Origin of the sequence: Salinisphaera dokdonensis CL-ES53, assembly GCF_040361215.1 — a bacterium.
GTDB classification, from domain to species: domain Bacteria; phylum Pseudomonadota; class Gammaproteobacteria; order Nevskiales; family Salinisphaeraceae; genus Salinisphaera; species Salinisphaera dokdonensis.
Genome location: NZ_APND01000002.1, coordinates 689,849 through 704,780, shown reverse-complemented (window position 1 = coordinate 704,780; position 14,932 = coordinate 689,849). Strand labels below are relative to the sequence as shown.

At 60.6% G+C, this 14,932-nt stretch carries 13 protein-coding genes; 10 read left to right on the top strand and 3 right to left on the bottom strand.

Annotation, left to right across the window (positions count from 1 at the left end):
- Nucleotides 1-36: 36 nt before the first annotated feature.
- Complete coding sequence (locus tag SADO_RS09110; RefSeq protein WP_353110865.1) at nt 37-1,470, bottom strand: alpha/beta hydrolase; 1,434 nt, start codon at nt 1,468-1,470, stop codon at nt 37-39.
- A gap of 395 nt (nt 1,471-1,865) precedes the next feature.
- Nucleotides 1,866-3,122, bottom strand: a complete 1,257-nt coding sequence (locus SADO_RS09105) for a Glu/Leu/Phe/Val family dehydrogenase (RefSeq protein WP_353110864.1) — start codon at nt 3,120-3,122, stop codon at nt 1,866-1,868.
- Nucleotides 3,123-3,282: 160 nt separating this feature from the next.
- Here SADO_RS09105 and SADO_RS09100 point away from each other — a divergent pair, with 160 nt between their 5' ends.
- From SADO_RS09100 to SADO_RS09090, 3 genes are all read left to right on the top strand, one after another.
- Nucleotides 3,283-3,837, top strand: a complete 555-nt coding sequence (locus SADO_RS09100) for a cytochrome b (protein WP_353110863.1) — start codon at nt 3,283-3,285, stop codon at nt 3,835-3,837.
- Between the two features lie 89 nt (nt 3,838-3,926).
- On the top strand, nt 3,927-4,667 hold the full coding sequence (locus tag SADO_RS09095) for a sulfite exporter TauE/SafE family protein (RefSeq protein WP_353110862.1): 741 nt from the start codon (nt 3,927-3,929) through the stop codon (nt 4,665-4,667).
- 57 nt (nt 4,668-4,724) lie between these two features.
- A complete protein-coding gene (locus SADO_RS09090) occupies nt 4,725-5,474 on the top strand; it encodes an SDR family oxidoreductase (protein WP_353110861.1) in 750 nt (249 codons plus the stop codon).
- Nucleotides 5,475-5,513: 39 nt separating this feature from the next.
- Here SADO_RS09090 and SADO_RS09085 read toward each other — a convergent pair whose 3' ends face one another.
- Nucleotides 5,514-5,909 carry a DUF4282 domain-containing protein gene (locus SADO_RS09085; protein WP_353110860.1) on the bottom strand — a complete coding sequence of 132 codons (396 nt, stop codon included), beginning with the start codon at nt 5,907-5,909 and terminating at the stop codon, nt 5,514-5,516.
- Nucleotides 5,910-6,203: 294 nt separating this feature from the next.
- On the opposite strand from SADO_RS09085, the gene dsbG reads away from it, so the two are divergent.
- The 7 genes from dsbG (at nt 6,204) to SADO_RS09050 (ending at nt 14,923) form a co-directional block, all read left to right on the top strand.
- Complete coding sequence (dsbG, locus tag SADO_RS09080) at nt 6,204-6,977, top strand: thiol:disulfide interchange protein DsbG (RefSeq protein ID WP_353110859.1); 774 nt, start codon at nt 6,204-6,206, stop codon at nt 6,975-6,977.
- Nucleotides 6,978-7,158: 181 nt separating this feature from the next.
- Nucleotides 7,159-7,902, top strand: coding sequence for a (Fe-S)-binding protein (locus SADO_RS09075; protein WP_353110858.1), 744 nt, complete (start codon nt 7,159-7,161; stop codon nt 7,900-7,902).
- A complete protein-coding gene (locus tag SADO_RS09070; protein ID WP_353110857.1) occupies nt 7,899-9,401 on the top strand; it encodes a lactate utilization protein B in 1,503 nt (500 codons plus the stop codon). Before SADO_RS09075 ends, SADO_RS09070 begins: the two co-directional genes overlap by 4 nt.
- The gene (locus SADO_RS09065; protein WP_353110856.1) at nt 9,398-10,021 is read left to right on the top strand and encodes a LutC/YkgG family protein; all 624 of its coding nucleotides are present in this window, start codon (nt 9,398-9,400) and stop codon (nt 10,019-10,021) included. Before SADO_RS09070 ends, SADO_RS09065 begins: the two co-directional genes overlap by 4 nt.
- A 257-nt stretch (nt 10,022-10,278) precedes the next feature.
- Complete coding sequence (locus SADO_RS09060; protein ID WP_353110855.1) at nt 10,279-11,286, top strand: restriction endonuclease; 1,008 nt, start codon at nt 10,279-10,281, stop codon at nt 11,284-11,286.
- A 137-nt stretch (nt 11,287-11,423) separates the two neighbouring features.
- Complete coding sequence (locus SADO_RS09055) at nt 11,424-13,595, top strand: type I restriction-modification system subunit M (RefSeq protein WP_353110854.1); 2,172 nt, start codon at nt 11,424-11,426, stop codon at nt 13,593-13,595.
- On the top strand, nt 13,592-14,923 hold the full coding sequence (locus SADO_RS09050) for a restriction endonuclease subunit S (RefSeq protein ID WP_353110853.1): 1,332 nt from the start codon (nt 13,592-13,594) through the stop codon (nt 14,921-14,923). Before SADO_RS09055 ends, SADO_RS09050 begins: the two co-directional genes overlap by 4 nt.
- Nucleotides 14,924-14,932: the final 9 nt, after the last annotated feature.

The window sequence follows — 14,932 nt, the reverse complement described above, 5'->3', positions numbered from 1 at the left end:
GGCATCGCCCCGGCCCGCTGATCGCTCTGCTGATCCCTATGGGACAGCGGCAGTCGGACAGGCCGCCACACCCGGCCGCGTTGCAGTCGTGAACTGACAGCCGTAGTTCTCGTCCGCCACCACGCTGGCCGTGGTCACATCGTCGCCTTCCGGCTTGGTGCCATTCTGCTCCCAAGCAATCATGGCGTCGAAAGCGCTGACCAGTTCGGCGGCTTCGAAGCTGCAATGCGGCGAGGAGCGAATCGCCCGCTGCACCAGCCACTGATCGCTACCATTGGCTTCGGCACGTTCGCGATAGATCTGTTCGTGCACGAACGGGACATACAGATCACCCAGGTTGTGCAGGCTCACCACCGGCACACTGAACTCGCCGTTTACCTGCGGAATCCAGCGCACACCGTCGCCGCGGAGCGGATTGGCGGCTGGATCGGCCATAACGCGGAACATGGACTCGTTGAAAGCCGTTTCTTCAGCCGTGCTGCTGTCCGGGTCACCATCCAGATTGTAGGTCACGCCATCGTTTCCACTGAGATTGCGCAGGAGAATGCCGTTGACCGTACCGTCACGTCCGCCCGTACCCATGACCACGTTGTAATAGCCACCGCGAAACCCCTGCTCGAATGTCGGACGATCGCCGCCGCTCAGGGTGCGCACGATGTTTTCCAGCTGCAGGCCCGCGTCCGTCGGTACGCCCTGGGCCGTAAAGCTGGGATTCGTGGTCCAGAGGACGTTGTCGATGGCGGTCTGGTCGAAGTCGGTCGCCGGATAGCTCGTCGGGCCCATGTCGGCAACGTGCTGGGCTGCGAAAGTGAAGTTCAACAGATAGTCGAACTCGTAGGTGCCGCCGACCACGCCACAGCGCGGTACCGCACCGGCATAGGTCACCTTGTTGGCCGCTGTGGCCTGCGTCTCTGACTCGATCGCGGCGGCTGCAACATGCCCACCCATGGAATCGCCGGTGATATAGATCTTCGACGGCGCCGTGAGCGTGCGGCCGTTCTCTGCCGCGATATCGACAAACGCATTGGCCAGCGCATTGGTGTCTTCGATGCCGGTACGCACGTCGTAGAAGTTGGTGCTATAGCTCGACGCGGCCCAGGCGTAGCCTTGGCTTATGTAATAGCTACGCAGTGACGGACTGCTTACCGTCAGCTCGGGGCCTTCGCCCCGGTAGCCATGGGCATACATGACAAGCATGCCGTTCCAGTTGCCTTCTGCCGGCACTTCGACGCGATAACCCGCGCCGTTGTCCGCAATTCCTGTCCAGCGATCAGTCTCGACGCCGTCGAGCGCCTCGAAGGCTAGCGAGTCTTCATTGACAGCAAAGTCACGCGTGTCCTGTACTCGCGTCTGTTGTTCGCCATCATCGCCATTATCCACGTCATCGCTGCCCCCACTATCGGAGCAACCGACTACCAGGGCGCCCGCCATCGCGAGCGCCAGGACTTTCGTCCAGCGTAGATCCGTCATGTATATCCCCTCCTGCGTCACCGCCGTCTCTGTTGTGGACGATTCAGGTGCGCGTGTTGATTACGTTTGTCGTGTTGTATGCCGCCGAATCGAATAACGAAACTCGATTTCACCGACACGACGAGTAATCCACCGGCGTCGTGAATTAGTCAAGCATTGGAATAAATCAAAGCGAGAAAGCCACGCCAAGGGGGATACGCGCGACGCGCCGCACTACCGGATTTAACTTAATCGCTCAGCAGCTTGCAGCCGCTCAGGGAAGGAACGCTCTCGCTACCAGCGTTCTCGGCGCACTGCACCGGATGGTCGCAATGCTGCACTGCGATCGCGCAAGGGCAGCATTGGAAATGCTCGCCGGGGCATACACGCCCCGACGGCCCAACCCGCTATTCAGCTCACGCGCCGTCGCGAAAGAACGCGCTGGTGCCACGCGCCCGGGCGGCACTTTCGAGCTTTTCCAGCGCCAGCACATAGGCGGCTGTGCGGTAATCGATATCCAACGCGTTCGCTCGCTCGGCCACGCGCTGCGTCGCATCGACCATGCGTGATTCGAGCCGTTCAGCCACGGTCTCGGCGTCCCAGTACCAGGCCTGTCGGTTCTGAACCCACTCGAAATAGCTCACCGTCACGCCGCCGGCATTGGCGAGGATATCGGGCAGCACCTGCACACCGTTGTTGACCAATGTAGCGTCCGCCTCGCTGGCGACCGGGCCGTTGGCGATCTCGACGATCACGCGGGCCCTGACATCCGCGGAATTCTCGGCCGTGATCACGCTTTCGAGCGCAGCGGGCGCCAGCACATCGACGTCGAGCGCGATCACTTCTTCATTGGAGAGCTTTTCGCCCTGCGCGTCGGTAACCGAACCCTCGGATTGCTTGGCCTTTGCGACGGCATCGAGATCAAGCCCGTTTGCGTCATAGATACCGCCCCGTGAATCGCTGACCGCGACCACGCTATAGCCGGCATCGGCACAAAGCCGCGCGAACTGCTGGCCGGCATTGCCGAAGCCTTGAACGGCAACGGTCGCGCCCTGGGCCTTGCGGCCCCAGCGCTGCATCATCGTCTGCAGGGCATGGAAGGCGCCATCACCGGTCGCGGTGGTCCGCCCGAGCGATCCGCCCATCTCGACCGGTTTGCCCGTGATCACGGCACGTTCTTCGGCGCGGTTGATGATGCGGTACTGGTCCATCATCCAGCCCATCACCCGCGGATTGGTGTTCACATCCGGCGCGGGGATGTCGGTGTCGGGGCCAATGAAATCGGCGACCTTGTCGATATAAGCGCGCGAAAGACGCTCCATTTCGGCAGGCGACAGCTGCTTCGGGTCGATGGAGATGCCGCCCTTGCCGCCGCCGAACGGCAGGTTGAGCACCGCGCACTTCATCGTCATCCAAAAGGCGAGTGTCGAAACCTCATCGGCATTCACGTCGGGATGAAAACGAATACCGCCCTTGGACGGGCCGAGGGTGTTGTCGTAGCGCACCCGATAGCCCGGATAGAGCTTCATCGCACCGTCGTCGTGGCGCAGCGGCACGGAAACCTTGAGCGCGGTGTCCGGCTGGGCCAGCTGCTGGGCGATATCGTCGGAAATCGTAGTGTGTTCGAGCGCGGCCTCGATACGCGAACTCGCGCCGTCGAAAAGACTGGGCATAGCTGTCTATTGTTTAGCTGATACCGAGTAACTGCCTGTATTACGCGAACTATTCAAGACCAGAGACTCGGCGCCGCAGACAAACCCCACTGAAATCAGCACATTGTCATATGGCCTGCGCTAATATCTGCGCTGCACACTCATATCGGGAAGACGAACAATGAATACGCGGGTCATGGATCACGCCTATGGCTACGGCCTGGTCAGCCGCTTTTTCCATTGGGCGATGGTGCTACTGCTGTTGTGGCAAATCATCTCGGCGGCACTGCACTATTTTCTCGACGACACGCCGATCACCGATTTCTTCTTCGGTTACCACTTCTCGAACGGGGTTCTGCTGCTCTGCCTGGCCGTTCTGCGTGGTATCTGGGGATTCCTGAACATATCGCGGCGCCCGTCCCACAAGGGCGGACTCGATCGCCTCGCGGCGCTCGGGCATGTCGCCATGTACGGCCTGCTGATTGCCGTACCGGTCATTGCACTCATCCGCGCCTATGGCAGTACGCGCCCCTTCTCTGCGCTGGGTATCGATATTTTCGCCGGCCAGCCCGAGAAGATCGAATGGATGTCGAACCTGGGCGGCGAGTGGCATGGCTTTCTCGGCTGGATACTTTTTGCGCTCATCGCCGGCCATATCGCGATGGCGTTCGTGCATACCTATGCCTGGAAGCAGCCGATGATCGCCCGCATGACCAAGGGCGACGAACGCATCTGAAAAAGCGTGCGCCGGCCCGATTCGCGCGGCCGGCGCGAAATACCGTGCGAGCACGCTAGAGTGCCGCCTTTCTCGCCTGTGGACTGATCTTGCTGGAACTGGCTCTGCTCTTCGTCGCCGCGCTCGCGGCTGGTGCCATCAACGCGCTGGCCGGTGGCGGCAGCTTCATCACCCTGCCGGCCCTGCTGTTCCATGGCCTGCCACCGACGGTCGCGAACGCGACTAGCGCGATGGCCGTGCTGCCGGGCTATGCGACCACGCTGTTTCGTTTTCGCAAGGACGTGGAACCACCGGCCTCGTTATCGCTGATTGCGATGGTCGCCATCGCCGCCGCCGGCGGCGTGAGTGGCGCCGCACTGCTACTGGTGACCGGCGACCGCGCCTTCTCTGCGATCGTACCGTGGCTGATGCTGGCCGCCACCGCGATTTTTGCCGCCGCGCCGTGGATCAAGAGCGCACTCGCGGCACGCGAGGCGACCACGCCCGTCGCAGCCATCGCGCTCTACCTGGCCTGCACATACGGCGGTTATTTCAACGGCGGCGTCGGCATCATCGTCATCGCGCTGCTCGGACTGCTCGGCCAGAGCCGGCTGCTGACCTCGGTGGCGATGAAGGCGGTGATGTCGGCCACGCTGACCACGATATCGGTCACCGTCTATGCGCTGTTCGGGCTGATCGACTGGCCGATCGCGCTGCTGATGGCCAGCGGCGCGATGCTCGGCGGCTGGCTCGGCGCGTCTTTCGGTTATCGCATCGCGCCGAAATGGCATCGCATCGGCATTGTGGTAATCGGGCTGGCAATGACAGCACTGATGTTCATCCGCGGCTAGCGCGCACGGCGCGTCTTTGTCTAGGCTGGCGGCAAACCTCCAGACCTGTTTTTCGATATGGACAAGATCATGCTCGTCACCGGCGGCAGCCGGGGCATCGGTGCGGCCACCTGCCTGATGGCCGCCAAGCACGGCTATGCCGTGGCGGTGAACTATCACAGCAACCGCGAGGCGGCCGACGCCGTCGTCGACGCAATCGAGAAAGACGGCGGCAAGGCGCTCGCCATCCAGGCCGATGTGGCCGACGAACAGGACGTCGTGCGCCTGTTCGCTACCGTGGACGACGAACTCGGACGCATCACAGCCCTCGTGAACAACGCCGGTATTGTCGACCAGCCGTCCAAGGTGGCCGACATGTCGGCCGAGCGCGTGGCCCGGATGATGAGCGTGAACGTGGTCGGCCCGTTCCTGTGCGCGCGCGAAGCGATTCGGCGCATGGGCACCACCTACGGCGGCCCGGGCGGCGTGATCGTCAACGTGTCGTCGGCGGCCAGCCATGCTGCTGGCAGCGGCGGCGCGAACACGTATATCGACTACGGCGCCTCCAAGGGCGCGATCGACACATTCACTGAGGGCCTCGCGAAGGAAGTCGCGCCCGAGCAGATCCGCGTGAGCGCGGTACGCCCCGGCGTGGTGGATACCGAAATCCATGCCAGCGGCGGCCTGCCTGACAAGCCGGAGAAGGCCAAGTCGGTGATTCCGCTGGGCCGCGTCGGCCAGCCCGAAGACATCGCCGAGGCGATCCTCTATCTGGCCGAAGCCCAGTTCACGAGCGGGGCATTTCTCGACGTGGACGGCGGCATCTAGAACCGCTGCCCTGCGCCGGCACGCCCGCGGGTGTCGGCGTTATTTCGGCCGCGGCTTGCGCCAGAAGCGTATCCGCGGCAGATCCTCGTGTATCTCCTCGGTCTGGCCAGCGATGCTTTCGATCTGGCCACCGAGGGCTTCGAGGAAGAACGCGATCCGGAACACGGTGAGCACGAACTCCAGCAAAACCCGGATCGTCACGATCAGGGCCAGAAACATCGCCGGCCCGAGCAGGCACAGCCAGACCAGCCCACTCGTCAACGACTGCTGGAACGCCCAGAAGATTACATAGACCGTCGCCAGGCCGGACAGCAGCTGCCCGAGCGTATAGATCGTGGGCACCATCTGGGTGGTGATCACGCTCGTAAACTGACGATCGAACAGGCCGGCGAGCAGGCTGCCGCCGTCGTGTCGCATCTCGTGTAGTCGCTTCATGTTTACAGTTCCTTCTTGCAAGGCGCATGGCCCGCACAGCGAAAACGCCCAAGCCTGCCGTGCCTTGCGGTGAACGACCCATGAATGTCCGCGTGGCAAGCCGACCGGAAGCAGAGCTCAGTCCCAGCGGACCCCCGCAGCATGGGGCTTCGCACGTTTCGAGCATTTTTAGCGTAATTTTGCCGCAGCGCAACATAACAAACGACCGAACGCGCACCGGGACTGCACCGCGAACGATCCGCTAGACTGGCCGGCCTGCCCTTCGGGGCACCCGTTTCGATTCAGGAGCCTTTCATGCCGCGCCTTGCCCGGTTTGCTCTTCACGGCCTCGCGCTGTCATCCCTGCTGCTTGCAGCCCTGCCCGTACTGGCCCAGCCGTGGCCGGCGCCGATCCGCAGCATCGAGGAAAAAGGCGTCACCATCGTCAAGCAGTTCAAGGGCCCGGGCGGGCTCACGGGCTTTGCTGCCCGCGCCGGCAACCGGCCGCTGGCGCTCTATCTCACCCCGGACGGCAAGCACGTGATCGTCGGCACCATGCTCGACGCCGAAGGCAACAACGTCACCAAGCCGGTACTCGACGAAGCAATCCAGAAGCCGGACCTGCAAAGCGCCTGGCCGACGCTGGAAGACTCGAACTGGGTCGCCGACGGCGACGACGACGCGCCGCGCAAGATCTATGTCTTCACCGACCCCAACTGCCCCTACTGCCACAAGTTCCACCAGGCGGCGCGGCCGTGGGTGGACGCCGGCAAGGTCCAGCTGCGCCATATCCCGGTCGGCATCCTCAAGCCGACCAGCACGGCCAAGTCGGCGGCCATTCTCGGCGCGGATGATCCGAGCAAGGCGCTCGCGAAGCACGAGGCCAACTACCGCCGCGGCGGTATCGAGCCGCTGGAGGACATCCCCTCAGAGCTGCGCCAGAAGGTCGCCAACAACAATATCCTGATGTCATCGCTGGGTATTCAGGGCACGCCGGGGCTGGTCTATCGCAACGACGCCGGCAAGATCGCGATCAAGCAGGGCATGCCGCAAGGCGCCCAGCGCGACGAGATTCTAGGGCCGAAATAGCCCCCAGTTTCCCGGCGCTTTTCAACGCTCCAGCCTATGGTCTATGCCTATGGCCATGCGGTACGCCTGATTCGCTATCATGTGCGTATTGCAATGATTCCTGCCGTCACGGCCGGCTCGATTGGCGTGGCGATAGGCCAACGTTGTCGCTAGCGCCTCGCTGCCGACTACCGGAGACCCCATGCGAATCGGACTGTTCGTCCCCTGTTTCATCGACGCCTTCTATCCCGGCGTGGGTATCGCGACCCTGGAACTGCTGGAACGCTTCGACTGCGATGTCGACTACCCTTTCGACCAGACCTGCTGTGGCCAGCCCATGGTCAACTCGGGCTGTCACGACGAAGCCAAGGCGACCGAAGCGCTATTCGTAAAGAACTTCGCCAAATATGACGTGATCGTGGCGCCATCCGGCAGTTGCGTGCATCAGGTACGCGACAACCTCACCGCCGTCGAGCAAACGCCGGAAGTGAAGCACGTTCGCGAGAACACGCTCGAACTCGTCGAGTTCCTGCACGATGTGCTCAAGGTCGATGCATTTCCCTGGGCGCGCTTCGAACATCGCGTGGGCTACCACGACTCCTGCAACACGCTGCGCAACCTCGGCCACGGCAAGCCGAGCGAATTGCACGGCGAATACTTCTCCAAACCGCGCGCGCTGCTCCAGAAAGTCGCCGGTATCGAACTGGTCGATATCGACCGGCCGGACGAATGCTGCGGCTTCGGCGGCACCTTCTCCGTAACCGAGCCGGAAGTCTCGGCCCAGATGGGCCGCGACAAGATCGCCGATCACGGCCGCAACGGCGCCGAATACATTGTCTCCGCAGACTCGTCCTGTCTGATGCACCAGGCCGGTTGCGGCGCACGCATCGGCGCGCCGATCCAGTTCAAGCACATCGCCGAGATCCTCAACGGGGCGAGCCAATGAGCACGAACCAGCCCGATCCTGCCGAGACCATCCAGAGCAAGACCGCCACCCGCGAGCCCCAGCCACGCCCGGCCAAGGCAGCCGACGGCAAACGCGTGGACCATGCGCGGTCCGCCAAACAGTTCCTCAACGCGCCGGAACACGCCAAGTCCCACGACACGCGGGTCTGGGCCATGCGCACCAAGCGCGACAAGCAAGCCCACACCATCGAGGAATGGGAAGAGCTGCGCGAGCTGGCCAGCCAGATCAAGACGCATACGCTCACCAACCTCGACAGCTATCTCGAAGAGTTCGAGGCCAACGCCAAGGCCAACGGCATACACGTGCACTGGGCGCGCGACGGCGCCGAGCACAACCGCATCGTCCACGACATCTTCGACGATCACGACGTGAAAAGCGTGATCAAGTCCAAGTCCATGCTCATGGAGGAATGCGGCTTCCGGCATTACATGGACAGCGTGGGCATCGAGATCGTCGAGACCGATCTCGGCGAGCGCATCCAGCAGCTCGACGGCGAAGACCCCAGCCATATCGTGGTGCCGCCGGTACACAAGATGCGCTCGGACGTGGCCAGTCTGTTTGCAGAGAAACTCGGCAGCGATCCCGATAACGACGACGCCCACTATCTGGCCGGCGCCCAGCGCGACGCCACCCGCCCGCTGATACTCGAAGCCGATGCCGGCATGACCGGCGCCAACTTCGCGGTCGCCGAAACCGGCGGCTTCGTCGTCTGCACCAACGAAGGCAACGCCGACCTGTCGGCCAACGTGCCCAACCTGCACGTCGCCAGCATCGGCATCGAGAAACTCGTCCCCAAGGCCGAGGATCTGGGTGTGTTCATCCGCCTGCTGTCGCGCTCCGCGCTCGGCTCGCCGATTACCCAGTACACCTCGCACTTCCGAGCGCCCAAGCAAGGCGGCGAGATGCATATCGTGCTGGTCGACAACGGCCGCTCCAAGCGCCTGGGCATGAAGCAGTTCTGGTCGTCGCTCAAATGCATTCGCTGCGGCGCCTGCATGAACACCTGCCCGGTTTATCGCCGTTCGGGCGGCCTGTCCTACGGCGCGACCTATGCCGGCCCGCTCGGCTTGATCCTGAACCCGAGCTTCGACGCGCACCGCTACTCCAACCTGCCGTTCGCAAGCACGTTGAACGGCAGCTGCACCAACGTCTGCCCGGTCAAGATCAATATCCATGAACAGATCTTCGGCTGGCGCCAGGTGCTCGCCGAGGAAGGACATCTGCCCTGGACCAAGAAGACCGCGCTCACTGCCGCCGGCAAGGTGCTGGCCAGCCCCAAGGGCTATCGCGCCGCGATCAAGACCACGAACTCCGCACTCAAGCATTTGCCGCGCTGGGCGCTCTACAACCGTATGAACGCGTGGGGCGAGGGCCGCGAGATGCCCAGCCCGCCGGACAACGGCACCTTCCACGACTGGTACAAGCGCAACCGCCTGAACGGCCAGGCAAAGACGACAACCGCGGGTGACGGCAAATGAGCGCACGCGACGACATCCTCGGCGCCATCCGTGCCGGCAAGCCGGCGATGAACGCCCCCGCACCGGCCGTACCGAGCTACGACGAAAGCTACCCGCAGGAGCGCGACGGCCTCGCCGCTCTATTCGCCGAACGCCTGACCACCATGGGCGGCACTTGGCATGCGCCCACCGAGGGCCAGAACCTGGACGATGCCCTGCAGGAAGCGCTCGCCGACAAACTCGGCAAACCGTTCGAAGACGCCGTCATCGCCTCGAACGTGCCCGAAGTGGCCGGCAATCGCACCATCAGCGAAAACGACGACCCAACGACCGTGCACGACGTCGATATTGCCGTGCTGCGCGCGACCTTCGGCGTCGCCGAGACCGGCAGCGTCTGCTTTACCGAGAAAGAACTCACCGTCAACGCCGTCGCCTACCTGGCCCAACACCTCGTCGTTCTGCTCGACCCGGCCGAGATCGTCACCAACCTGCACCGTGCCTACCAACGCGACGATTTCGTGAACGCCCGCTATACCGTCTTTCACACCGGCCCCTCGGCCACGGCGGATATTGAAGGCGTGCTTGTACGCGGGGCGCAAGGGGTGCGGTCTTTGACCATAATCCCGACCGGGGGCTCATAGATCGAACCGCTCGATGGCCGCCATGATCTTGAATAGCTAGCTATTACTTAGGTGTTCGCCGGCTCGTCGCAACCGCAATTACCGAAGAATCTTCAGCAGCTCCCTTGCCGAACTGACGAAATATGCCCCGAATCTGAGGCGACATGCATAGTTTCAGCCTGAGTTGGAACACATCGCGCGTAACGTGCATAGAAATCGCCGAAAACTATACATATCCCCAATCGCGCCGTATCGCGCACCTAAGAGGATAAAGTTATATGCCCCCGAATTCTTGGATGGTACGCGCCGGCAGCGGCGGGCTCGTGGCCGATGATTTCGTAGAAAAGGGCCTAGTCGGCATCGGGTGGGGCGACATAGGCACCTTAGACGAATACGACAAAAAATCGGCGATCGAATCAGCCATTCGCGAAGAGTATCCAGACTGGCCAACCGGGCGCCATAGATCTTCGTCCAGTCAGCTCCAGAGATTCCGCCTCGGTCTAAGCGTGGGCGACCGAGTCGTGACTTACGACTCCAGCCGCCGTATCTATCACGTAGGTACGGTCGAAAGCGACTATCTCCATAGACCTGACTTATTGCCCGAATATCCAAACGTCCGAAAGGTTGCCTGGGTCGGCGTGGTCGAACGGGACAAACTCTCCGTTGCAACGCGAAACACCCTCGGCTCGACGCTCACGCTTTTCCGCTTGTCTGAGTCCGCAGCCGATGAAATCGAACGTGCGCTCGCCGGCCAAGCGGCGACACCTGAAAACGACGAAGAGGATGCGGACAAAGACGAGAATACGATTCTCGCCGACTCCAAATCACGCGCTATCGAATTCATCAAGGACCGCGTGAATCGCCTGGATGCCAACGAGATGGAACAGCTCGTCGCCGGCCTGCTCCGCGCGATGGGCTATAAAACGCGAGTATCGCCCACTGGGGCGGACCGCGGCATTGACGTCATGGCCTCACCCGATGGCTTTGGCTTCGAATCGCCTCGCATCGTTGTTGAGGTGAAACATCGCTCCAGCACCGCCATGGGTGCACAGGAACTACGGACATTCCTCGGCGGCCGACACGACAACGACAAGGGCTTGTACGTCAGCACCGGCGGCTTCACCAAAGACGCCCGCTACGAAGCGGACAGAGCCAAGATCCCGCTCATGCTCATGGATCTCGACGAACTCGTCAGCGCCTTGCTTGAGTATTACGAAAACGCCGATGCCAAGACCCGGACGCTGCTGCCGCTCGAGAAGACGTACTGGCCAGCCTGGGCTGATTAGCTTTGGTCTCAGCCTTTTGGCCCATCGCACTGCAAGCGCCAAGTTACTAAACTGCTTGGCGAATTTAGCTAACTCATGCCGGCACCGCATTCATTCATGCGGCCGGCTATTTGCGCCTTAGACGAAGGGGAACGCGATTGAACGTTCAAGCGCACGAACAACTCAAAAGCGCAATTTGGGAAATCGCCAATCGGCTACGTGGCCCGTACCGGCCGCCGCAGTATCGGCTAGTCATGCTCCCGATGGTGGTGTTGCGTCGGCTCGACTGCGTTGTCGAAGAACGCAAAGACTACGTCCTCGACGAATACGAAAAACTAAAAGCTCAGAATTACGATAGCGACACGCTGGTCAAACTGCTCGGACGCGCGGCCGATCCAGAACGTAAGCAAGCGCTCTACAACATCAGTCCGTTTACCTTTGACAAGCTCCTAGGCGACCCGGACAACATCGCGCCGAACCTCGTCGCCTATATCAACGGCTTTTCGCCGATCGCACGCAGTATCTTCGAGCAGTTCGGCTTTACCGAGCAGATCGAGAAGCTGGACTCCAGCAATCGCCTGTTCACGATCGTGAAGGAAATGGCGACACTCGATCTGCACCCGGACCGGATCGACAGCCTCCAGATGGGCTATCTGTTCGAGCATCTGGTGATGCGGTTCAACGAGCAGGCCAACGAAGAGGCCGGCGACCACTTCACCCCGCGCGAAGTGATTCGCCTCATGGCCAATCTCGTCTACACCGGCGAACAGGACGTCTATACGCCCGGTATCTATCGCACCATTTACGACCCGGCCTGCGGTACCGGCGGCATGCTGTCGGAATCCGAGAAGTTCATCTACGCCCAGAACGAAGACGCCAACCTCGCCCTCTTCGGCCAGGAGTACAACCCTGAATCGTGGGCGATATGCTGTGCCGATATGCTCATCAAGGACGAGGAAACGAGCAATATCGTCCTGGGCGATACGCTCGGCGACGGTAAAACGAAGGACGGCTTCGAAGGCGAACAGTTCCACTACATGCTCGCCAATCCGCCGTTCGGCGTGGAGTGGAAAGACCAAAAGAGCGGCGTGGAGCGCGAGCACAAGACAAATGGGTTCAACGGTCGCTTTGGCGCCGGCCTGCCCCCGATCAACGATGGTTCGCTGTTGTTCTTACAGCACATGATCTCGAAGATGCACGCCGCGCCGAATGACGGCGGCGAAGGCTCGCGCATCGCGGTCGTATTCAACGGCTCGCCGTTATTTTCCGGCGATGCCGGTTCTGGGCCGTCGAACATTCGCCGATGGATCATCGAAAACGACTGGCTGGATGCCATCGTCGCCCTGCCCGATCAGCTGTTCTACAACACCGGTATCTATACCTATATCTGGCTCGTCTCCAATCGCAAGCCGGAAGAACGCCGTGGCCAGGTACAGCTCATCGACGGCACACGCTTTTCCCAGCGCATGAAGAAAAGCCTGAACAACAAGCGCCACGAAATCGGCGACGGCCAGATCAACGACCTCACGCGGATCTACGGCCGCTATCAGGACGGCGAAACGGCCGACGTCGTCATCGGCGGCGAAACCGAAAACCGCGTCGTCTCGCGGATATTCAAGAACCACGAGTTCGGCTTTCTAAAGGTCACCGTCGAACGGCCCTTGCGAATGAACTTCGAAGCCACGCCCGAACGCATCGCCCGACTCGACGACCAGACCGCCTTCGCCAACCTGGCGCAATCCAAGAAACGCAAGGATAAAGACGCCGCGGCCAAGGAGATCGCCGCCGGTGAAGCATTGCAGGCCGATATCCGTGCCCTCCTTGCCGGCCTAGAGGCGAAGGGGCGATATATGGATCGCGCGGCATTCGAGCACGACCTGAAACAGGCAGCGCAACAACCCGACGTGAAACTAGCCGCCCCGCTCAAGAAAGCGATCTTCAACGCGCTCGGCGAACGCGATCCGGACGCCGAAATCTGCTACGACGGCAAGGGACGTCCGGAGCCGGATAGCGAACTCCGGGATACCGAAAACATTCCGCTGCCAGATAACACGACGCTACCGTTGCCGATGGGCTTCGGCCCGGACAAGCCGAATGATGAGCTGGTCGCGGCCTTTAGGGACGATATCGACGCCTACATGGCGCGCGAAGTCTTGCCGCACGTACCGGACGCCTGGGTGGACTACGGGAAAACGAAGGTCGGTTACGAGATTCCGATCAACCGGCATTTCTACGTCTACAAACCGCCGCGCGAGGTAAAGGCCATAGAGGCCGATATAACAGCGCTGGAAGGTGAGATTGCAGACTTACTAAAAGAGCTGGCGACATGACAGCGATACCGTCCGTTGTCCAGCTCGCATATGGCGACCTACCCGAAGGTTGGGATATACAAAAGCTAAAGTTTTTCGCCACTATCCGAACAAGCAATGTCGATAAAACGGTTTCCGACGACGAAATCCCGGTAGAGCTCTGCAACTACACCGACGTTTATTACAACGACCGAATCGTTCCTAGCATGGAGTTCATGCGAGGCTCCGCTACTGCCGCGGAGATTCGAAAATTTCGACTCCAATTCGGCCAAGTTATCATCACTAAAGATAGCGAAGGTTGGGACGACATCGGCATCCCTGCACTCGTTACCGAAGACATGCCAGGCGTCTTGTGTGGCTATCATTTAGCGATCTTTGATCCGACCAACAAGCTAGACGGTAATTACCTTTCGTGGCTATGCCGCTCAGCGCCACTGAATAATCAGTTTAAAACCGCGGCGAACGGAGTCACCCGCTTCGGGCTCGGACAGCATGCAATGAAGAACGCTTACATTGCGCTACCTCCTATAAAAACCCAGCGAAGGATCGCTGCTTTTCTCGACGAAAAGACTGCACGAATCGACGCGCTAATCGAAAAGAAGCGCGCGCTTCTGGATCGGCTGGCCGAAAAACGCCAAGCGCTTATTACACAAACAGTTACTAAAGGCCTCGACGCCGGCGTACAAATGAAACCTTCCGGACTAAATTGGCTTGGCGAAATCCCGGAACATTGGAACGTGCGGCGACTCCGTTTCTTCATGGCATGTAGAACTATCAACGGTCTGTACAAGCCAAAGGAGCAGTTCGACAATTCCGGCGTCCCATTCATACAGATGGGCGAAGCATTCCGAAGTGAGAGCTTTCAAGGTGGCACCGAAGATAGAGTTCTAGCTACCGAAGACGAGGTGAAGCAGTGGGGACTGCATGAAGGCGATTTCCTGATAGCTCGCCGATCACTAGTTTTCGACGGCTCGGGAAAATCTGTAAGAATCGAGAGCATATCCGAGCCACATCTTTTCGAAAGCTCTATGATCCGTTTAAGAATCAAAAATCCCGAAAAATATTCTAGATTCCTTTCTTACTACTTTCAGTCTCAAGTGGGCAGAGCTTTTTTCTTGGCTATTACGAAGCAAGTAACGATCAGCGGAATAGATAGCCAACAGCTTAAGAATATTCCGACTCTGTTGCCGCCGGCAAAAGAAGCCCACGATATCAGCAATTTTCTAATGGACGCAGAGCGCCGCTTCGGAGAGATAGTGCAACGAATCGAAACATCGGTAGTTCGTCTTAAAGAATATCGGAGTGCGCTGATTACGACTGTTGTAAACGGTGAATCGTTGCCTAATTAGTGATCAAGA